Below are 18581 nucleotides of genomic sequence, written 5' to 3'. Positions count from 1 at the left end.
GTCTTCTCCTCAACCGTGGACTAGGCGCGCGGCGAGGCGACGCCCGCGGATTCCCAAACGGCGATGGCCTCGTCCAGGGTGCAGACGTCGTGCCGCGCCCTCATCACCGTCAGCGCAGCTTCGTGGACCACTGTGTCGTAGGCGCCAACAGCGTCTTCGATGAGCACGGCGTAGAAGTCGTTATGCACGGCGTCCCGCAACGTGGCTTCGACGCAGCCGCCTGTGGAAACACCAACCAATGCGACGGACTCAATGCCCTGGCTCCGAAGCAACAGCCCCAGTTCCGTCCCAACAAATGCGCTGGGGCGTCGCTTGGTAATGATGATTTCGCCCTCTTCCGGTTTGCATTCGTCGCAGAATTCCGTGGCTGGATCGCCTTTGAGGCTGAGCCGTCCGAGGTCGATGGGCCGACCATTAGCAGCCGTGTACAAGGCGCGGAGCCAGGCGGCCGGCGAGCTGCCGCCGTCGGGCAGGTTCTCCACGCGGATGTGGAAGATCGGCACGCCGTTCTGCCGCGCCGCAGCGATGGCGCGTCCGCAGCGCTCGGCGACGGCGGGCATCATGCTGAGGTCGTGGCCGGAGTCGCCGATTGCGCCGCCGGCGTGCACCGCGCCCTGCTGCATATCGATGACAACCAGCGCGGTGGTGGCGGGATCCAGGAGTTCCTGGAGGGTGTCGCGGACCTGCTTGCCGCAAATTTCAATCATGGGTTGTTCCTCCTTGTAGAGGTGGTGCCGGCCGGGTTCGACGACGGCCGGCCGGCACCGAGTGAAGGTCGCCTGTGGCTTTAGCGAAAGTGCTAGCGCCCGAGGGCGTTGAAGTAGATCTGGCCGTTGGTGAGCGGTGTGGCGCCTGAGAGTCCGGTCTTGGCCACCAGGACTCCGCGGGTTTCGACCAGCGAGAGGATCGGGGCGCCGTCGTCCACCAGCGAGGCCATCTTGTTGAGGAGGGTGGTGCGCTTGTCCGTTTCCTTGGCCGGCGTCGCGGCCAGCTCGGCGCGGGCCTTGTCGAATTCGGGGTTCGACCAGCCGGTGGTGTTGCTCGGGGCTCCGGAGCCGTAGAACGCGTAGCTGTAGAACGCGGGGTCCGCGATCACGATCGGTTCGGAGTAGAGCACCGCCTGGTAGCGGCCTTCGAGAAGGGCGGTGGAGAAGTCGGTTGAGCTTGCGACGTTCTGCAACTGGACGGTGATGCCGACTTCTTTGAGCATCGACTGGATGAGGACGGCGGACTTCGCTGCCACCGGACCCGGACGGGTTGCGCTATAGCTCAGGGTCATCGGGAAGCCGTTGGCGTAGCCCGCTTCCGCAAGCAGCTTCTTGGCTTCTTCCTTATTGAACTTGTAGGTGGCTGAACCCTCAACCGTTGGGAAGATGGAGCCAGCCGCTTCGCCGAAGCCTGCATAGGCACCCTTCACCAAGGCGTCACGGTCGATGGCCATCGAGACAGCGTGGCGAACCTTGACGTCGGAGAGCGGACCCGTCTTCGTGTTGATCATCATGGTGTCGCGGGTCTGGCTGGGGCAGTTGAGGACGGTGACGCCGGGGGCCTTCTCCAGCGACTTGTATTGGTCGTACTCGAAGCCGTTGGCAACCTGGACTTCGCCGGATTCAACCAGCTGGCTGCGGGTAGCGGTGCTCTGGACGGCCTTGACCACCACGCGCTTCACGGAGCCGCGTTGGCCCTGCCAGTTCGAGTCCGCCGTCACGGTGAGGGAGGCACCCGGCGTGAACTCCTCCAGTTTCCAGCCCGAGTAGTCGGCGAGGTTCTTCGAAAGCCAGCCGTTCGCCGTCGGGTCTTCTGCGGTGGCGTGTTTCTTGGCTTCCACACTGTCGTGGATGTAGAAGAGGTTGTTCTGCAGGGATTCCTCGGTGTAGGAGGTCAGCCCGGTGGTGTTGAGCTGGATGGTGTGGTCGTCTATCACCTTCACCAGGTTGTCGACGTTGAAGCCGCTGCTCTTCAGCGTGCCCTTCATAACGGGCTGGCGCTTCATGCCGATATCCAGGCTCCATCGGACGTCTTCGGCCGAGAGGGTGTTGCCGTATTGGCTTGTCAGTTTGCGGAGGGTGACCACTATGCCGGTGCCGTCCGCGCTGGGCTTGGCGCTTTCGGCCAATCGGCCGGACACTTCGGTGGACGGGGCCGGGCAGCTCTTGCCGTCGCTGGCGCCCTGCTTGTATTCGAGGAGTTGGGAGCCGAGGCCGCTGAGCACCACGTGGGAGGCGCTGCCGCCCCAGGGCGCCGGCGTGAGGCTGTCCGGCAGGGCGCCGACGGCGACAACAACGTTTTCGATCGCGGCGTTGCCGGCCTGGGGGCTGGCAGCACCGCCGCAACCGACGAGGGAGGTTGTGAGGGCGACGGCGGCGCCCCCGGTGAGTAGACGCAGACTTTTCATGAAGGGGACTCCGTTTTCTGACGGGAGTGGTTGAGTCGCCAGCTAGGACTGGGCAGTCTCATAGCGGTAAGCGCGCTTGTGGCCGGCCCGGATGATGGGCTCCACGTCGCGGATGTTGCTGATGAAGTTTCCATGGGTGGGGGCCACGGAGGTAACACCTAGTTCGTCAATAAGATGAAGAACTCGGTCATAAACTGCATCCGCGTCATTGGCGAAACGCGCCCAGTACAGCGCGCTGCCAGTGAAGAACGCGGCATTTTCGACGGCGATGGGAACCGACAGTTCGCCGGTGGTCAGGCCGCACTCGCCCGGCAGGTGGACGGGGTCTTCGTCGTCGAGTTCGGGGCGGTGCATGTAGCAGAAGCCGTCCGCGGTGAAGAGCACCCCCGCTTCACGGACAAAGCCCCACTGAGTGTTGGGCAGGTCCCTTATGAGTGCCTCGACCACCACGAATTCCTTGCCACCCAAATCGATGCTGTCACCAGGCACCCGCGCGTGCAGATTAGGCACGATCTGCGGGTAGAAGAGGTGGTAATCCCGGATGTCCCCCACAACCTGTACCTCCGGGTATTTCTCCACCAGCCGCGGAAGGTTGCCGGTGTGTGGCAGTTCCGGGTGGCTTGGGAAGACGTAGGTGAGTTGCTCTCCTTGGAGCAATTCATCGAGCGTCCGGGAGATGATGGGCCAGCTGGATGGGTTGCCGGTGTCCACCAGGATTGATGAGTGGTCGCCTTGGACTAGGTAGGTGGAGTTGTGTCCGTGGATCACCCTGTCCGCCAGGTGGAATGGGAGGCAGGAACTCATCCAGGTGACCCCGGGAGCGACTTCACGCGGAAGGTCGGTGCTCATTGTTTCGACTAGATCTTCCATGGCGGTCTCCTATACAAACTGCGGGGTCAGCGCGTCGAGCATGAAGTTCAGGTGGCGGCGGACCACGTCCCGACCTCGCAGAACGCAACCGCGGGACGGGGCGACGATCTCCGGGTCAAGCTCCGCGAACTTGTCCACCAGCCAGTCACGGAGCGGCTCGCAGGTGGACCGCGGGATCCACTCGTACTTCGCGTAAAGGTGGCCGGCTACCTGCTCCACGGTGGTGTTATCCACTGTGGTGGAGTCGATGATTCGGGAACCATCCGGGCTGTCCATAACTCCGTGGGTGAAGGTGTCCGAGGTGAAGAGCGTGCCTGTTTCCTTGTCCCAGCCCCAGAATGTGGGCAGGAGTCGAAGCAACGGAGACTCGACTTCCAGCACGCGTCCCGGCGCTACTTCAATCTCGGCGGCCCGGGCCATGGAATCGCCTTCCTCGGTGCGCTTCGCGTCGATCTGGTGCCGGCGTCCGCGGAGGGCCATGCGGCTCAGGTCATCGAAGGCGTCGAAGGGGTTGATGACGCCGCCGGTGAAGAGCCGTTCGATGTCGAACCGTCCTGCGATTGGCTCGAGGTTGGACACGCAGTCCATCTCACTGCGCGTGAAGAAGATGGAGACTCCGCCGCCCTCGCCGATGAGTGCTGCCAAGTCGTCCAGGATGAGGTCCTTGTGGAGGGCGAGTCCCGAGTCGATCAGGAGGTGGGAGTCGCCCTCAGTCAGGAGGTACGCGTTGGAGGGCTGGAACCCTGTGGATCCCTGCGGGACCCAGCTCACGCGGCCGTCGAGCGGGATGGATCCGCCGAGGACGACCAGCTTGTCGTCATGCAATGAAGTGAACATGTCTTCAATCTATTGAATCTGGCAGGTTTGTCAAGAGTTTCGCCCGCTCCCCCGCGAGATGGCATTTGATGCCAATGTTTCTGCGAATTATTGGCATCAAATGCCATCTCGCGGAGTGGGCGGGAATGGGGAGGAGGCCGGTGAGGGCTGGTGGTCGCAAACTAGGCACGCGTCGTCGCCGCTTGGCGCGGAGAACGCAGGCCGAAGTGCCATTTCTTGGCGTGCAACACGGTGTTGCGCGTTCGGGGGTCCAGCAGGGTGATGAGCGTGTCCAGGAGCACGTAGCCGATCAGGCTCGTGGCGCCCATGATCAGAACGAATCCTTGGATCACCGGAACGTCGCCTTTGAGGACGCCGTCCAGTGACCAGCCACCGACGCCGGGCCACGCGAACACGCTCTCCACGATCGCCGCGCCGCTCAGTGCGGCAGCGAACAGCAACACCATGTACGTCATCAGGGCGCCCCGCACATCACTGAGTGCATAGCGGAATACCTGCATCGGTCTCAGGCCGCAGGCTCGGGCGAACTCGATCTGGGGTGAATTGAGGACTTGGAGCAGGCCCGTTCGCACGGTTTTGCCAAAGGGAGCCGCGAAGAACAAGCCGATTGTGACGATTGGCAAGGCCGCCCTGCTCAGGATGGAGCTGACGGTTGTCCATTTGCCCGCGATCACGGCATCCAAAGCCACGGAGCCCGTGACCCTCGGTGGCGGAATATCGACGCTCGAAAGCATGCCCAGCGGTGCCGGGGCGATGTGCAGCTGCTGGTAGAAAATGAACAGGAGCAGCAGCGCAAGGACAAACTCGGGCATCGCCATCAGAACGGAAACGCCGGCGGTGAAGGTCTTGTCTGCGGCCCGACCGTAGCGGTAGGCGGCCCATGTGCCCATTCCCATGCCGATGAGCAGGGCCAGGAGGAGTCCGGGAACTAGGTAGATCAGGGTGTTCGGTAGTCGGGTCAGAATTTCTGATGAGACTGGGCTGCCGGTGAAGAAGGACTTCCCAAGATCGCCGCTTACCGTGTTGCCGATGTAGTCGAAGTACCGTTCCCAGAACGGCTTGTCCAGGCCGAGCTGTGAGTTGATCCGCGCGATGTCCGCCGGGGTGGCGTACTCACCGAGCAAAGCGACGGCCGGATCGCCGGGTAGCAGCGAAACCAGTCCGAAGCTCAACGTGACCAGGCCAAACAGCAGCAGCGCAGCGATAGCAATGCGGGAAATGATGTAGCGAATCATGCGCTGACCGCCTTCGCTGCGGAGCTGGCGTTCGCTGCGGAGCTGGCGTTCACTGCGGAGCTGGCGTTCGCTGTGGAGCTGTCGGAGTACGGGATGGGAGGCATTGCCGCCGCCATCAGCTTCTGGGTGTAGGGCTGTTGCGGGTTGGACAGGACTTGGTGCGTGGTACCTGTCTCCACGAACTGACCGCGATGCATGACCGCCACGCGGGAGCAGAAATGCCGGACCGTGTCGATGTCGTGCGAGATGAACACGTAGGTGAGGCCCCTCGAGACCTGCAGCTCAGCCAGCATCCGCAGAATAGAAGCACGAATCGTCAGGTCCAGCGAGGACGTGGGCTCATCCAAAACCACCAGGCTCGGGTCCGTCACCAGGCACCTCGCAATGCCTACGCGCTGCTGCTGTCCCCCGCTGAGGTTGGCTGGCCGGCGGTCCAGGAAATCCTCGGAGAGCCCCACCTCTTCCAACGTCGATGTCACCAGCCGCAGGCGTTCAGCTTTGGAGCGGTATTCGCTGGCGCCGAATTGCTTGGCAACAATTAGCGGTTCCTCCACGATCTGCCGGATGGTCAACCGCGGGTTGAGCGAGGCAAAAGGTTCCTGGAAGACGATCTGCCAGCTCCGGCGTCGTTTTCTCAGTTGCCGCTTGGACAATGAACGGATGTCCTCGCCTTCCAGGAGGATGGTGCCTGAGTCGGCCTCGTGGAGGCGGAGGATCAGGCGGCCGAGCGTGGACTTGCCGGAGCCGCTCTCGCCTATGATCCCCAGCGTTTCGCCGCGCTCGACAGACAGGGAAATACCGTCCACCGCGTTCAGGGTGTGGCCTTGCGGAGTCCGGAACGTCTTGCGGACGTCCTTGATTTCGATGATGGGCATCAGGTGCTCCTCGATTCGGAGAGCTCGGTGGGATGCACTGAAGGTGCCGGGACCGCCAGAGCGGGCTCACCGGCGTCGGGCGTTGCTGTCCTCTGACCTCGTCGGTTAAGTACGACGGCGGGAGGCTGGGCGAGTGGGTTGCTCTCGACTTCCGGCGAGCCGGCTTCCAGCCCTGCTTCCGGCGGGCGGGCGTCCAGCGCTGCTTCCGGCGGACCGGCTTCCAGCCCTGCTTCAGCCGGGGCGGCCTCGGGGCGGACCACGGAGTTAAGAAGGGAGACTGTGTAGGGGTCCTGCGGGTGGACGAAGACCTCGGACACGGGCCCTTGCTCCACGATGTTGCCCTTGTACATCACCAGGACGCGGTCGCAATAGTTGGCCACGACGCCCAAGTCGTGGGTGACGACCAGCATCGAACGGCCGCTGTCCCGCGTCAGCCGGGTGAGGGTGTCCAAAACTTGCCGTTGCACGGTGAGGTCAAGCGCCGTCGTCGGCTCATCCGCGATGACCAGCTTGGGGTTGAGGTAGAGCGCCATGGCGATGACCACGCGCTGGGCCATACCCCCACTCAGTTCGTGCGCATACCCACGCATTACTCGCTCAGGGTCGTTGACGCCGGTAGAGGTCAACAACTCGAGGGCGCGTGAGCGGGATTCGCTATCCACTTTGAGGCCGTGGGCCTTGGCGATGTTCGCGAATTGCTTTTCGATGCGGACCACGGGGTTCAATGCACTGAAAGGATTCTGCGCGACGAAGCCAATGTCCTTTCCACGGAGCTGGCGGATTTTGCGGTCCGGCATATTGCTCAGCTCGGTGCCGTGGAAAGTGACGGTGCCGTCGGTGACTTTGCCCGGCGGCATCAGCAGCTTGATGACCGAGCGCACCACAGTGGATTTGCCTGAGCCTGATTCGCCGACTATGCCGACAATTTCATTGCTGCCGACTTCGAAGGAGATCCCATGGAGGGCCCGTGTGACCTTGTCCCGGGAGTGGAATTCCGTCACCAGGTCCTTGACGTGAAGTCCTGTCATTACCGAACACGCTCCACTCGCTCGATCTTGTTTTCTACGGCTCCGGCGATCACGTTCAAGGAGGCTATGGCCAGCAGCATCGCGGCCGTTGGGAACGCTGCCGCCCACCATTCGCCGCGGATCAGCATGCTGACGCCGTCGTTGATCATGGCTCCCCACGTAGGTGTAGGTGGTTTCACACCCACACCAAGGAAGTTCAGGGCCGCGATGGTTCCCAGTGCGTTGGCTGCTGTCAGTGTTGCCTGGACCAGGACCACTCCGTAGGCGTTGCGGAAGATGTGGTTAAAGGCGATCCGCACGGGTGAACAACCGATGGCTGCTGCCGCTTCCACGTAACGCGCAGAGCGAAGAGTCATGGCTGAGGCCCGGGAAAGGCGGACGAAGCGAGGCGCAGCGACGACGGCGATAGCCAGAATGACGTCGGTGGCGCCACCGCCCATGAGTTTGATGGAGACGACTGCGATCACGATGATCGGCAGGGCTGCGAAGGCGTCGATCACACGCATTATGGCGTCGCCGATGCGGCCGCTGGTGGCGAACAGGCCTAGTGGAACGCCGACCACCAACGACAGCGCCGTTGCTGCCAGGGCGATGGGAAGGTCGAGTTTAGCGGCCTCGATGGTTCGGGAGAAGACGTCCATTCCGTTGCCGTCGGTGCCGAACCAATGGATTCCGTTGGGCGCAATGCCAATCGCGTTGGTGTCTGGGCGGAACGGGTCGTGGGGCAATGGGGCGAAGAGGGCCAGGAGTGGCAGCCCGACAATGACCGCCACCGCAATAGCGGTGAGCACGGTGCTGGATTTGTTAGTCAGGAAGTTCCGGCTGCGGCGGGGCCAGCCAGTGACGCGCAGCCCTGGGGAGGTTCGTGGCAGTCCTTGAATGCTCATGGGACCGCCTTAGGATGCCGGCTCACAACATATTGAAGAGGAGCCGGGGTGAAGACTGATTGCTGATGCATATGCAGCTCCCTTGAAGTCTCATCACTTTATTGAATGGACTCTAGCGCCAAGTGTGATCTATTGCACCCCCTTTTGAGGAAATCCTTCTATCCGATGCACGACTTTGTGGGTTGTGCGGGTTGGTATGCCATTTCTGCAGGCTCGCCGAGGGGCCCAATAGAGGCAACGTGCGAGCTTGGAACCCGTTGACAGGGCGCTGAAGCATCTTCAATATAGTGAGTAAAGTGCCGATCTTGATGAAGCATGGTGCTGCCATTGGCGCCAGCACTCCGCACAAGACGAAGAGGATGGACAAGAGCGATGCCTGATTTTGAAGAACTGACCGCTACGGCACCTGCCAAGACTGAGAACGCTGGGAAAGGCGCGCGTGGTAACCAGGCCGCCGTCGGGAACGCGGGCGTCGGCGGGAGCGCGAAGCAGCCCGTCCCCCAAAGCCAGCCTGCCGCCGGCGGGAGCGCGAAGCAGCCCGTCCCCCAAAGCCAGCCTGCCGCCGTCGGGAACGCGAAGCAGCCCGTCCGCTATCTGCTCCACGACGGCGAACTGGTTGAGTACGCAGACGCACGCTTGCACGTTTTGAGCACCTCGTTGAAGTACGGCGTCGGCGTTTTTGAAGGATTCCGCGCGTACTGGAGCGAGGACGAACAGCAGCTTTACGCTTTCCGCGTCGCCGACCACATGCGTCGCCTGGTCGACTCGATGCGGGTAGTGGAGATCGACGGGCCACAGGACATTGGCCTCCTCAGCGAGCAGTTGCTCGGGCTGATCCGGGCCAACGAATTGCGCGGGAACCTGCATATGCGGGCGCAGGTGTTCGTCGATTCCAAGGACGGCAAGCCAGAAGACACTGGTCCGTCGACGGTATTTATGGCCGCGATTCCCATGGGCAATTATTTTGGCGCCAGCGGCTTGGACGTGCAGATCAGCAGCTGGGCCCGTTTGTCGGATCGCTCCATGCCGCCGCGCGTGAAGTCGATAGCGAATTACCAGAACGGCCGGCTCGCACTGCTGGAGGCTAAGCGGAACGGCTACGACGCCGCGCTGCTGCTTACGGAGAGCGGTCATGTTGCCGAGGGCGCCGGATACAACGTATTTATGGTCCGCCAGGGCAGGCTCTGCACTCCCCCGGTCACAGAGAGCATCCTTGAGGGCATCACACGGGACAGCGTCCTGCACCTTGCCCGCACCGAGCTGGGGATCGACGTGGACATCCGGCCTATTGACAGGACTGAGCTGTACTCCGCGGACGAAGTCTTCGTGTGCGGCAGCGCGGCCGAGGTGAACCACGTGAAATCGGTGGACCGCACCGTCATCGGCAAGGGCACGGCCGGCGAGGTGACGCAGAGCCTGCAGGAGCTGTACCAGCAGGCTGTCCGTGGTCGCGTCGCTGCGGACCAGGGCTGGGCGACTCCGGTCTATTCGTCCTAGGTCGGGAGCTTCCGATGAAGAAGATCGACACGGTGCACCACGGTTGGGTGCATGAAGGCACGGGCCGGGAGGCTGTGCTGCGCGAACAACTTCCGGGCGACATTGGCGCCCGCGAAACCGCCGGTCACGGCTCCGAATCTAGGCACGACGTGTCGGCTGCCCCAAAGCTCGCCCGCGTCAGCTACGAGCACACCTCCCTTTCCTTCGACGCAGCTGTTGCGCCGGTCCTCACTGTGGACCAGGGCGAGCAGTTCTGGATGGACGCGCGGAGCCTGCTCACCGGCGGGCTATTTGAGAGGACCGGCGAGTACGAGAAGTTGTCCATCCCGGTCACCGGTCCGATTGCCGTGCGTGGGGTGAAGCCGGGAGACCTTTTGCGCGTGGACATCCACGAAATCCGGATCGCCGACCGCGGTGCGATGGTCACCATGCCCGGCAGGGGTGGCTTCTCCGGTGGCCTGGGCCGTGCGGGTCAGGCATTGGAGATCGTGGACGGCCACGTGGTTTTCGACGACGGCATCACTGTCCCGGTCCGGCCGATGGTCGGGAAGATCGGCGTCGCCCCCGTTGGTGAGCGTCCCAACTCCAGCACCGTGGGAATCCATGGCGGCAACATGGACTGCAAGGACGTGATGGCGGGTGCCGCCGTCGTACTTCCTGTCCAGGTTGACGGGGCGATGCTGTACGCGGGCGATCTGCACGCGGCGCAGGGCGACGGCGAGTGCTGCCTTACCGCTGTGGAGGTTGAGGGCAGCGTGCGGCTGTCCTGCCGCGTGGTGACGGACCCGCTGGTGTCCGGTTCCGTGAAGTCCGACGGCGACACTCGGCGTCCGGTGGTCCTGTCCGGTGGGCAGGTGATCACCATTGGCGACGGGGACTCGCTGGATGAGGCGGCGCGGCTCGCTTTGGACGACATGCTGGCGCTGCTGCAGGCGGATCGTGGTTGGTCGCGTGAGAAAACGGCGATGCTACTGAGCGCCGCGGCGGATGTTTCTGTTTCGCAGCTGGTGAATGCTCGTATGTCCGCCAAGGTGACTTTGGCTTCCCGTTATTTCCGTACGGCCCCTTTTGCCCTTCCCTCTTCTGATACGAATGCGCAGGTTTCGAATGTTTGATCTTCTTCTGACAAATGGCTTGGTAGTTACTCCGGCTGGGGCCAAGCGCCTGGATATCGGAATTGCTGAGGGCAAGATTGCTTCGCTCCGGGAACCGGGTTTCGGTTCGCTGGATGAGGCGCGCCGGGTTATTGACCTGCAGGGGCAATTGGTGGTTCCGGGTGGTGTGGACCCGCACGTGCACACAAACTCGGTGCTGCCAACGGCTGCAGAGAGCGGCATTATGTGTTTCGGCCCGGACCGCGTGAGTGAGGGCGCGATTTATGGCGGTACTACTACTCTGATTGATTTTGCGCATTGGAAGCCGGGCGACGAATTGTCGGAGTCGTTTGCGCGGAAGTCAGCGGAATGGGCTGGTTCAACGTACACGGATTATGCGCTGCATGGGACGTTCAAGGAGCCGGAAATCCCGTTTGAGGTTTTGGAGCAGATTCCGGATGCGGTTGCCGCCGGGCATGGCAGTTGGAAAGTGTGGATGACAAATACCACGCCCACGCGGCCCAGGCAGAAGACGGACCTCGGAAATATGTGGGGCCTGATGGAGCAAACCGCGGCCGCGGGAGCGATGCTGGCGGTTCATGCCGAAGACGACGACATTGTTATGTACTCGTATAAGAAGCTGCAACATCAGGGCAAAATCGGCATCGAGTACATGCATCACGCCCACAACAATTTGTCCGAGAAGCTGTCCTTCCAGCGGGCGATTACTTTGGCCGAGCACGTGGGCGCGCCGATTTATTTGATGCACGTGAGTGCCCGCGAGGGCGTGGACGCGATCCGCGAAGCCCGTGGCCGGGGTCAGGCTGTTTATGGAGAAATCCTGCCGCATTACGCCTATTTCACGGCCGAGGATTACAAGCAGGAGAACGGGGCGATTTACCACACGTACCCGTCGTTGAAGTCGGAGAATGACCGGGATTCGATGTGGGAGTCGTTGCTCAGTGGTTCGTTGTCTACCTTGGCCACGGACGGTGTGTGCACGGACCTGGATGTGAAGACGCGCGGCAAGACCATTCTGGACGCGACTGGGGGGCATGCCGGCGTCGAGATGCGGATGGCTGTGGCGTACACGGAAGGCGTGGCCAAGCGTAGCCTGGACCTGACACGATTTGTGGACATCACCTCAGCGAACGCGGCGAAGATCATGGGCCTGTACCCGCAGAAGGGCGTAATTGCTGTCGGTTCGGACGCGGACTTGGCCGTGCTGGACACCACTGTGGATCGGCGTGTGACTGCCGCGGACCTGCACGAGGCGGACTACACGCCGTGGGAAGGGTATCGGGTTGCTGCCTGGCCGAGCATGACCGTGCTGCGCGGGACTGTGGTGGTTGAGGATCGGCAACTCAAAGCCGGTCCGGAGGGAACGCTGCTGAAGCAGAAGGTGTCCACTGACGTGTTGAACCGGCCGGCTTGCTGAGGCGGCAACGGTGACGACGACGGTTGGTGAGAAATCGACGGTAGGCGACGTGCCGGCCTCGGACGTTGACCGTTCGACGGCGGCTGTGCCGCTGGTGCTGCGCGTATCGGGACCTGATCGGATGACGTTGGAGGCACGGCTCGGCGAGGCCGAGCTGCTGGCCCGGCTTGAGGCCACCAAAAGCGGTGGTGGTGGCGTCCTGATCACTCGCCTTGCACATGACCAATTCACGGTAGAGGTGAGTGATGAGGTCCCGTTCGGAGTGACGTTGGAAAGTTGTGCGATGAAGGGCAGCGACGGCATCGCGTGTGAGCGGTAGCCGCAGCTAGGGCATGAAGGCTCCCTGCGTATCTTGGACGGAGGGAGCCCTCATAGCGCCGTGGCTAGGTGTTCGGGCCTGTGCCGTCAGAGGGGTGGCTGTTGCGCAGGCTGGACCTCGGTGGCTGAATGCAGCCGCCACAGGGGTATCCAGGCGATTGCAGCGGCTGCGGTGGCGCTAAGGACGATGGCGCCCACCCAGAGTGATGGTGGCCAGCCGATGCCTCGGGCCACGGCCATCCCCACCGTTTGTCCCACCCAGACCAGGGTGATGATTCCTGCGGCGACAACAGGCAGTCTGTGGCGAACTTGGGCGGCGGGAAGCCTGGACAAAGCAAGATCAGCGAGTAGTGCGGCGGCTGTCGCACCGGCGGCTCCACTGACGGGGACTGTGTGGAAGTCCATCATGGCTACGCACAACCAAGCCGATGTACCGACCAACAGTGTGACGATGCCCCGAGGGGGACGTTGGCTGGAAACAGCAGTGAATGAAAAGGGAACAACCAGCACGGCCGTGGTTAGCAGGTAGGAGGCCAAACCGGCGATGAGATCCAGTTCTTCCTTGTCATGGCCCGGCGTTCCCTCGGGTATGGGGAGGTAGGAGTGGGTGGGGGCCACCCTGATGAACGCGGATGCGTAGATCAGGAAAAACGAAACTAGGGCGGTCATCAGGACAACAGACATCACCGCGGGGGCTGTCCACCTGATAGGTCCCCGGCCCGCTGACAAGCGGGCGCTTCTAACGCCCGTGCCGAGGATCAAAAGTCCACCCGCGCCGAGGATCAGGTGCGTCGGGCTAACCAACGCGTCTATGGCTACTTCGATCCCGAACACCTGGTGCCAGGCCATATCCAAAAGTCCGCCTACGCCGAAAGTAACGACGCCGGCCACTGTGAGCCGATACGCGGTGGGGACTGCGCTGATCCACGAGGTTCCGGGCGTGTGGTTGCGCCAGACGACGACGCCGGTCCACGCTGCTACCGCGACAAGTCCTGAGTAAAGGACGGCATGCCACGGTGTGAAGAAGGTCTCGGGCGCGGGCCTGTTTACGTGTGTCCAGCCATCTCCAAAAGAGGCGATGACCAGCCAAATGCCCAAGACCTGCGTCACGATATCGGCGGACTTCAGAGTGCCCTTCGATTGCTGAATCGCCGTCATTGGAGACCATCTCCTTTGAGCTTTGCTTTTCCGAAAATAGGCGTGGCGGGAAGGGTCAGGGTCCCGAGGCGTCTATTTACAGATTAGTGAGCGCGGCTCAAGAGGGGCAGAGGCCCCGGAAAGACAAAGTAGGGCCGGTTCAAATGAACCGACCCTACTTTCTTATGAATCCGAAAGGCTTAGAGTGCCCGGATGTTCACGGCCTGCGGGCCCTTGGGACCCTGCTCGACGTCGAAGGAAACGTGCTGGTTCTCTTCGAGGGAGCGGTAGCCGTTGGACTGGATAGCGGAGTAGTGGGCGAAAACGTCCTGGCCGCCATCTTCGGGGGAGATGAAGCCGAAGCCCTTTTCGGCGTTAAACCACTTGACGATACCTGTAGCCATAATTTCTGTCCTTACTGAAGGTGGAGGTGGCTCCCGACTTTCGGGCCTCCGGGTGTGTGAGTGTTCTCAACAACCGCTACTTCAGAAAGACACGGCCGAACGGACCGCACGTACTACCTGAACTACCAAATGCCAGACACAACAACGTTTACGAGTTTACAGGGGATTGAGCGATTCGCCAGAGTTTCGATCCCCTGTGTGGAAAACAAAAGGTTAACAGATGGCCGTCGGGCGCCGCTGGCCCCTAGCCGCAGCCGCCCCACTCCCCTATCCTGCAGACAGCTCCGAGCCCAGCCACTCCACACGAGGAGAACAGCACATGCAGATCCCCAAACCGTCCGAAGCCGACAAGGAACACTTCCGCTCGGTGCTCCCGGATAACCCTGAGGTGATCGTCAAACCCATGTTCGGTAATCTCGGCGCCTTCGTGAACGGCAACATGTTCGCGGGACTCTTTGGACCCGCCATCGGGGTCAAACTTTCCCCGGAGGACAAGGCAGAACTCGAGGCCACGGAACGAACGAGGCCCTTCGGCCCGGAAGAGCGGCCAATGGGCGACTACGTCGGCTTGCCCGAGGTATGGAACGCCGAAGGTGAGGGGGACGAAGCCCGCGCCAGGTTCTGGGTGGCGAAGGCTTTCGAATACGTTGCGCAGCTGCCGCCAAAGGCTGCCAAGAAGTAGGGCCAGCCCCCTAGCCTGGCCAACAACAAAGGCTGGAACAACGACGGCGGGCATACGTTGCCTCCGAGGCTGCGGTTATCGAGGGCGGGCGTCAACCGTGCACTGAACCTCGCCTCCTGCGCGGCCTTCACGCGCAAAGTTCACTGCCGGGACTGCGGTTGCTACAATTGCTACGGAGGTAACCATGACCACAATCCCGCATCGGGAACTCCGCAATAACAGCAGCAAGATTCTCGAACGCGTTAAAAACGGTGAAACCATAGACGTGACTAATAACGGCGAGATTGCCGCGACACTCATTCCCCCGTCGGTCTCGCCCTTCGAGCGCCTCCTCCAGCAGGGCGCCGTCCGCCCTGCTACGCCCGGACCAGTGGACTTCACTCTCGTGCCGCGCGCCAAGAGCGACATGGCGACTGCGGATATTTTGGCAGATCTACGCGGGGATCGATGATCACATACGTCGACACGTCGGCTGTCTTGAAACTTGTTGTTGACGAACCCGAATCCGCTTCCCTTGCCGAGCACCTGTCGACGGCGAGCGCCTCAGGACATCGTTTGGTTGCCTCGATGCTCCTCTACACGGAACTTCACTGTGCCGCGCGGCGGCGACGTCTTTCTCCGGTGCCAGTGAATCAAGTGCTGACCGCCATAAACCTCGTCGATGTGGCACGCCCTGATTTGATGTACGCTGCGGCGCTTCCAGGGAGGTTGAGAAGCGCGGATGCCATTCATTTGGCGACGGCTATTAGACTCCAGAGCGATGTTTTGGTTGCCTACGACATCGAACTTTTAGCTGCGGCGGTAGACGCAGGCCTCACGGTTCTATCACCAGGAATTTAGTATTAGGTGTCTGCTTAGCTGAAGTGCGCGGAGGTATGGCCGATTTGTGGCTGCAGATGCGGCAGGCGGGCGTGGACTATCCGAAGAAGTTCGGGCAGTTCCAGGACTGGTTCAGCACAGATTATGCCTGCGTTGAATATCTGGCAGGGCTGCGCTGGCCGGAGGGGTTCGTCTGCCCGAAGTGCGGCAGTCGCGCTGGTGAAGTTCGGCCAGCGCGTCGTCGCCCCCGGCTCCATGATCCGCACCGACGGGGCGCGGCAGCTGCGCCGCTCGCTGGAGAAGGACCTCGTCATCCCCCGTGACACGGACGAGGAATAGTCAAGGCTGTAGATCGGGGACGTCAGCCTGTACTGTCTCTACTTGCGTGAGGTCTGGGCAGAGCCCGGGAGCCAGCGCTGCCCCGCTGCGGAAGGAACCTGGGGCTGGGTCTGCACCGCTGTCCGACTCACCCTGAGGATGGAGAGGGGGTGAGCCATGTGGCCGGAACCCTCCTGAATGCTGGTGATGAGATCGATGTCGTCGTCAAGTCTGCCAAGCCGTTCGGGCTCTTCGTTGAGTCTGATTCTGGTGTGCAAGGCCTCGTCCGCGGTGGCAGTGCTGCGGTGGGCGCGACCGTGCGCGTGCGCGTCATCGAGTTCGACGCAGCCGAATCACGATTCAGCGCGATGCTCATCGACTGACAAGTTGGCCCGGTCGGCTATACAAGCCGGCCGGGTCAGCCTTTCGAATGAGCGACCGCCACTTCAGCTAAGCAGATACCTGTGAGCTGAACCCGCAGCGCGGCCCGCCCCGCAGCCTTGGCCCTGTCGGCTATGACCGAGCCGAGCTTCCGTGGCCCATCGGATGCCCTAGTGGCTGCATGCCATTCCCGAGCGACCTTGCTCTCGCAGCCTGACCAAACCACCTCCCGCAACACCACCCCCGAGCGTACAGTTCTCCCATGGAACCGAAGCGGGTTATCCTCCTCCCTGGTAGTGTCCTTCCCGCAGAGCCGGCCTATGGCGCACTGATCAACGCGCTGGGTCCGGACGTCGACGCGGTCGCCAAGGACCTGGAACTCTATGCACCCGACGAACCACCACCCGGCTGGAGCCTCGACACGGAGATAGAAGGTGTGCTCCGCGAAGCCGACTCCCGCGGTTGGGACACCTTCCATCTGGTCGGCTACTCCGGCGGCGGCGCTGCCGCCCTCGCGTTCACGGCCAAGCATCCGGAGCGGCTGGAGAGCCTCGCGCTTCTGGAGCCCGCGTGGGCTGGAAGCTGGGATTGGAGCCCTGCCCATAGGCAGCTGTGGGAAGACTACGACGAGCTGGATCTGCTTCCCCCGGATGAGTTCATGGCCGCCTTCATGCGGTTGGGTGTAAAGCCCGACGTCGTTCTGTCGCCTCCGCCGCCCGGCAGCCCGCCGCCGTGGATGAGCAAGCGGCCAGCCGGCATCAGGGCGTTCATGCGGACGTTCAAGAACTACGATCTCGACCGCGAAAAGCTGGCATCATTCCAGCGCCCGGTGTTCCTGGCGCTCGGCGGGCTCAGCAACCCGGTGGATTACGGCGAAGTGGCCGAGCGACTGTCGAAGGTCTTCCACAACTTCCGCCTCGAGGTATTCGAGGAACGCCACCATTTCGACCCGCCGCACCGGATTGAGCCGGAACGGCTAGCCGGGTTATTGCGCGAGCATTGGAAGCGCGCCGAGGCCCGTCATGGAACGTGAACAGGGCCCAGTAGATGAACCGTCCAACGAGGTCCACACTCTCGTCATCGGCGCCGGCCAAGCAGGCTTGGCCACGAGCTACTGGCTCAGCCAAAAGGGCGTGGAACACGTGGTGCTTGAACGACGGCCCGCTCTGGGAGGCGCTTGGCAGGACCGCTGGGACGCCTTCATCCTGAACACGCCGAACTTCGCGACCGACCTGCCCGGGATGCCCTACACAGGTCCCGAGCCTGAGGCGTTTATGCCTCGCGACGATGTCATCGCCATGTTCCGCGAGTACGCGAGCAAGATCGACGCGCCCGTCCACACAGGTACGGATGTCACGCGGGTCTCGGCGGCTGACGGAGGCTTTAGCGTGGAGACCTCCCGCGGTTCCTGGCACGCTGGCAACGTGGTGCTCGCGACTGGTGCCTACCAGGTTCCGAAGATCCCTCCCCTTGCGGCAAAGTTGCCAGACGGCGTGATGCAACTCCACACGCACCACTACCGGAATCCGGAGCAACTGCCTGACGGTGCCGTCTTGATTGTTGGCACGGGCCAGTCCGGTGGCCAGATCGCTGAAGAGCTGCAAGCCGTCGGCCGTGAAATCCATCTGGCCGTCTCCATGTGTCCCGAGGCACCCCGCCGCTATCGCGGCAAGGACATCATGTATTGGCTCCTGAAAGCGGCCAAGGAAGGGCCCGACTACGGCATCAACGCACTCAAAGTGGAGGCACTGCCTTCCCCCGCCGCCCGCTTCGCGTGCAACCCGCTCGTCTCCGGCACCGACGGCGGACACAACATCCACCTCAGGGATTTGGGCCGCCGCGGCATGCACCTGCATGGTCACCTAGAAGGAGTCGACGACGGCGAAGTCACCTTTACCGACGACCTCCCTGAACGCTTGGCTGCTGTGGAAGCCGGTTTTGGTTTGCGCATGCTGGGAGCGATTGAGGCGTACATTGCGGCTGCTGGCATTGACGCAGCCCCGCAGTCGCCGACGCAGGTTGAGGACGATTGGTTGCCTTCCGAGCCTGCGCGTTTGGACCTGGCAGCGGAGAACATCAGTTCGGTGCTTTGGGCCACCGGCTATCGACTGGATCTGCGCTTCGTGGACATACCGGTCCTGGACGACTGGGGCTATCCCAGGCATTCTCGGGGAGTTACGGAGCATCCGGGACTCTATGCTGTTGGATTGCCTTGGCTGACGAGCCACTACTCATCACTGCTCGGCGGGGTGGGTTTGGACGCGGAATACGTCGCGGAGCGAATTGCGGGACTTTGAAGTCTTTCGCCAAGCTCCAGAGGAACCGAGCGAACATTTGCGGACGGTGAAGCCGAGAGTTAGCGATCT

Annotated in this window: 21 protein-coding genes; 11 read left to right on the top strand and 10 right to left on the bottom strand. The window is 62.4% G+C overall.

Translation table 11 applies throughout. From position 1 onward, the window contains the following. Window positions 1-20: 20 nt before the first annotated feature. The 8 genes from LD110_RS14480 to LD110_RS14445 form a co-directional block, all read right to left on the bottom strand. A complete protein-coding gene (locus LD110_RS14480; protein ID WP_225499522.1) occupies window positions 21-707 on the bottom strand; it encodes a cysteine hydrolase family protein in 687 nt (228 codons plus the stop codon). A gap of 92 nt (window positions 708-799) precedes the next feature. Beyond that, window positions 800-2395, bottom strand: a complete 1596-nt coding sequence (locus LD110_RS14475; RefSeq protein ID WP_225499521.1) for an ABC transporter substrate-binding protein — start codon at window positions 2393-2395, stop codon at window positions 800-802. A gap of 42 nt (window positions 2396-2437) precedes the next feature. Beyond that, the gene (locus LD110_RS14470) at window positions 2438-3265 is read right to left on the bottom strand and encodes an MBL fold metallo-hydrolase (RefSeq protein ID WP_225499520.1); all 828 of its coding nucleotides are present in this window, start codon (window positions 3263-3265) and stop codon (window positions 2438-2440) included. 9 nt (window positions 3266-3274) lie between these two features. Then, complete coding sequence (locus LD110_RS14465) at window positions 3275-4102, bottom strand: hypothetical protein (RefSeq protein WP_225499519.1); 828 nt, start codon at window positions 4100-4102, stop codon at window positions 3275-3277. A 161-nt stretch (window positions 4103-4263) separates the two neighbouring features. Continuing rightward, a complete protein-coding gene (locus tag LD110_RS14460; RefSeq protein ID WP_225499518.1) occupies window positions 4264-5337 on the bottom strand; it encodes an ABC transporter permease in 1074 nt (357 codons plus the stop codon). Beyond that, a complete protein-coding gene (locus LD110_RS14455; RefSeq protein ID WP_225499517.1) occupies window positions 5334-6212 on the bottom strand; it encodes an ABC transporter ATP-binding protein in 879 nt (292 codons plus the stop codon). Before LD110_RS14455 ends, LD110_RS14460 begins: the two co-directional genes overlap by 4 nt. Further along, window positions 6212-7240: an ABC transporter ATP-binding protein gene (locus LD110_RS14450; RefSeq protein WP_225499516.1), complete on the bottom strand. Its 1029-nt coding sequence runs from the start codon at window positions 7238-7240 to the stop codon at window positions 6212-6214. Before LD110_RS14450 ends, LD110_RS14455 begins: the two co-directional genes overlap by 1 nt. Then, the gene (locus LD110_RS14445) at window positions 7240-8127 is read right to left on the bottom strand and encodes an ABC transporter permease (protein WP_225499515.1); all 888 of its coding nucleotides are present in this window, start codon (window positions 8125-8127) and stop codon (window positions 7240-7242) included. The genes LD110_RS14450 and LD110_RS14445 overlap by 1 nt, the downstream gene beginning before the upstream one ends. A gap of 372 nt (window positions 8128-8499) precedes the next feature. Between LD110_RS14445 and LD110_RS14440 the strand changes: the two genes are divergently transcribed. From LD110_RS14440 to LD110_RS14425, 4 genes are read left to right on the top strand one after another with little or no spacing between them, the layout of a single operon-like run. Beyond that, on the top strand, window positions 8500-9624 hold the full coding sequence (locus LD110_RS14440; protein ID WP_225499514.1) for a branched-chain amino acid transaminase: 1125 nt from the start codon (window positions 8500-8502) through the stop codon (window positions 9622-9624). Between the two features lie 14 nt (window positions 9625-9638). After that, window positions 9639-10739, top strand: coding sequence for an acetamidase/formamidase family protein (locus LD110_RS14435; protein ID WP_225499513.1), 1101 nt, complete (start codon window positions 9639-9641; stop codon window positions 10737-10739). After that, entirely contained in the window at window positions 10732-12156 is a 1425-nt protein-coding gene (locus tag LD110_RS14430; protein WP_225499512.1) for an amidohydrolase family protein, read from the top strand. Before LD110_RS14435 ends, LD110_RS14430 begins: the two co-directional genes overlap by 8 nt. A gap of 10 nt (window positions 12157-12166) precedes the next feature. Beyond that, window positions 12167-12475, top strand: a complete 309-nt coding sequence (locus LD110_RS14425) for a hypothetical protein (RefSeq protein WP_225499511.1) — start codon at window positions 12167-12169, stop codon at window positions 12473-12475. A gap of 86 nt (window positions 12476-12561) precedes the next feature. On the opposite strand, the gene LD110_RS14420 is transcribed toward LD110_RS14425, so the two are convergent. After that, entirely contained in the window at window positions 12562-13632 is a 1071-nt protein-coding gene (locus LD110_RS14420; protein WP_225499510.1) for a hypothetical protein, read from the bottom strand. A gap of 179 nt (window positions 13633-13811) precedes the next feature. Next, window positions 13812-14015 carry a cold-shock protein gene (locus LD110_RS14415; protein ID WP_225499509.1) on the bottom strand — a complete coding sequence of 68 codons (204 nt, stop codon included), beginning with the start codon at window positions 14013-14015 and terminating at the stop codon, window positions 13812-13814. Window positions 14016-14334: 319 nt separating this feature from the next. Between LD110_RS14415 and LD110_RS14410 the strand changes: the two genes are divergently transcribed. The 7 genes from LD110_RS14410 (at window position 14335) to LD110_RS14375 (ending at window position 18512) form a co-directional block, all read left to right on the top strand. After that, complete coding sequence (locus LD110_RS14410) at window positions 14335-14697, top strand: TfoX/Sxy family protein (RefSeq protein ID WP_225499508.1); 363 nt, start codon at window positions 14335-14337, stop codon at window positions 14695-14697. A gap of 184 nt (window positions 14698-14881) precedes the next feature. After that, window positions 14882-15148 carry a type II toxin-antitoxin system Phd/YefM family antitoxin gene (locus LD110_RS14405; RefSeq protein WP_225499507.1) on the top strand — a complete coding sequence of 89 codons (267 nt, stop codon included), beginning with the start codon at window positions 14882-14884 and terminating at the stop codon, window positions 15146-15148. Further along, window positions 15145-15537, top strand: a complete 393-nt coding sequence (locus LD110_RS14400) for a type II toxin-antitoxin system VapC family toxin (RefSeq protein WP_225499506.1) — start codon at window positions 15145-15147, stop codon at window positions 15535-15537. The genes LD110_RS14405 and LD110_RS14400 overlap by 4 nt, the downstream gene beginning before the upstream one ends. 35 nt (window positions 15538-15572) lie before the next feature. After that, on the top strand, window positions 15573-15839 hold the full coding sequence (locus LD110_RS24085; RefSeq protein WP_374200345.1) for a transposase: 267 nt from the start codon (window positions 15573-15575) through the stop codon (window positions 15837-15839). 165 nt (window positions 15840-16004) lie between these two features. Beyond that, the gene (locus LD110_RS14385; protein WP_225499505.1) at window positions 16005-16217 is read left to right on the top strand and encodes a hypothetical protein; all 213 of its coding nucleotides are present in this window, start codon (window positions 16005-16007) and stop codon (window positions 16215-16217) included. A 260-nt stretch (window positions 16218-16477) separates the two neighbouring features. Beyond that, a complete protein-coding gene (locus tag LD110_RS14380; RefSeq protein ID WP_225499504.1) occupies window positions 16478-17248 on the top strand; it encodes an alpha/beta fold hydrolase in 771 nt (256 codons plus the stop codon). Continuing rightward, window positions 17238-18512: an NAD(P)/FAD-dependent oxidoreductase gene (locus LD110_RS14375; protein WP_225499503.1), complete on the top strand. Its 1275-nt coding sequence runs from the start codon at window positions 17238-17240 to the stop codon at window positions 18510-18512. Before LD110_RS14380 ends, LD110_RS14375 begins: the two co-directional genes overlap by 11 nt. Window positions 18513-18581 lie beyond the last annotated feature (69 nt).

This window comes from Arthrobacter sp. M4 (genome assembly GCF_020251205.1).
Lineage (GTDB): Bacteria > Actinomycetota > Actinomycetes > Actinomycetales > Micrococcaceae > Arthrobacter.
This window is presented reverse-complemented; position numbering and strand designations above follow the sequence as displayed.

What these genes read in the sequence shown, in the direction of transcription:
- LD110_RS14480 (WP_225499522.1), bottom strand. Translation starts at nt 707, where the DNA reads ATGATTGAAATTTGCGGCAAGCAGGTCCGCGACACCCTCCAGGAACTC.
- LD110_RS14475 (WP_225499521.1), bottom strand. Translation starts at nt 2,395, where the DNA reads ATGAAAAGTCTGCGTCTACTCACCGGGGGCGCCGCCGTCGCCCTCACA.
- LD110_RS14470 (WP_225499520.1), bottom strand. Translation starts at nt 3,265, where the DNA reads ATGGAAGATCTAGTCGAAACAATGAGCACCGACCTTCCGCGTGAAGTC.
- LD110_RS14465 (WP_225499519.1), bottom strand. Translation starts at nt 4,102, where the DNA reads ATGTTCACTTCATTGCATGACGACAAGCTGGTCGTCCTCGGCGGATCC.
- LD110_RS14460 (WP_225499518.1), bottom strand. Translation starts at nt 5,337, where the DNA reads ATGATTCGCTACATCATTTCCCGCATTGCTATCGCTGCGCTGCTGCTG.
- LD110_RS14455 (WP_225499517.1), bottom strand. Translation starts at nt 6,212, where the DNA reads ATGCCCATCATCGAAATCAAGGACGTCCGCAAGACGTTCCGGACTCCG.
- LD110_RS14450 (WP_225499516.1), bottom strand. Translation starts at nt 7,240, where the DNA reads ATGACAGGACTTCACGTCAAGGACCTGGTGACGGAATTCCACTCCCGG.
- LD110_RS14445 (WP_225499515.1), bottom strand. Translation starts at nt 8,127, where the DNA reads ATGAGCATTCAAGGACTGCCACGAACCTCCCCAGGGCTGCGCGTCACT.
- LD110_RS14440 (WP_225499514.1), top strand. Translation starts at nt 8,500, where the DNA reads ATGCCTGATTTTGAAGAACTGACCGCTACGGCACCTGCCAAGACTGAG.
- LD110_RS14435 (WP_225499513.1), top strand. Translation starts at nt 9,639, where the DNA reads ATGAAGAAGATCGACACGGTGCACCACGGTTGGGTGCATGAAGGCACG.
- LD110_RS14430 (WP_225499512.1), top strand. Translation starts at nt 10,732, where the DNA reads ATGTTTGATCTTCTTCTGACAAATGGCTTGGTAGTTACTCCGGCTGGG.
- LD110_RS14420 (WP_225499510.1), bottom strand. Translation starts at nt 13,632, where the DNA reads ATGACGGCGATTCAGCAATCGAAGGGCACTCTGAAGTCCGCCGATATC.
- LD110_RS14415 (WP_225499509.1), bottom strand. Translation starts at nt 14,015, where the DNA reads ATGGCTACAGGTATCGTCAAGTGGTTTAACGCCGAAAAGGGCTTCGGC.
- LD110_RS14410 (WP_225499508.1), top strand. Translation starts at nt 14,335, where the DNA reads ATGCAGATCCCCAAACCGTCCGAAGCCGACAAGGAACACTTCCGCTCG.
- LD110_RS14405 (WP_225499507.1), top strand. Translation starts at nt 14,882, where the DNA reads ATGACCACAATCCCGCATCGGGAACTCCGCAATAACAGCAGCAAGATT.
- LD110_RS14400 (WP_225499506.1), top strand. Translation starts at nt 15,145, where the DNA reads ATGATCACATACGTCGACACGTCGGCTGTCTTGAAACTTGTTGTTGAC.
- LD110_RS24085 (WP_374200345.1), top strand. Translation starts at nt 15,573, where the DNA reads ATGGCCGATTTGTGGCTGCAGATGCGGCAGGCGGGCGTGGACTATCCG.
- LD110_RS14380 (WP_225499504.1), top strand. Translation starts at nt 16,478, where the DNA reads ATGGAACCGAAGCGGGTTATCCTCCTCCCTGGTAGTGTCCTTCCCGCA.
- LD110_RS14375 (WP_225499503.1), top strand. Translation starts at nt 17,238, where the DNA reads ATGGAACGTGAACAGGGCCCAGTAGATGAACCGTCCAACGAGGTCCAC.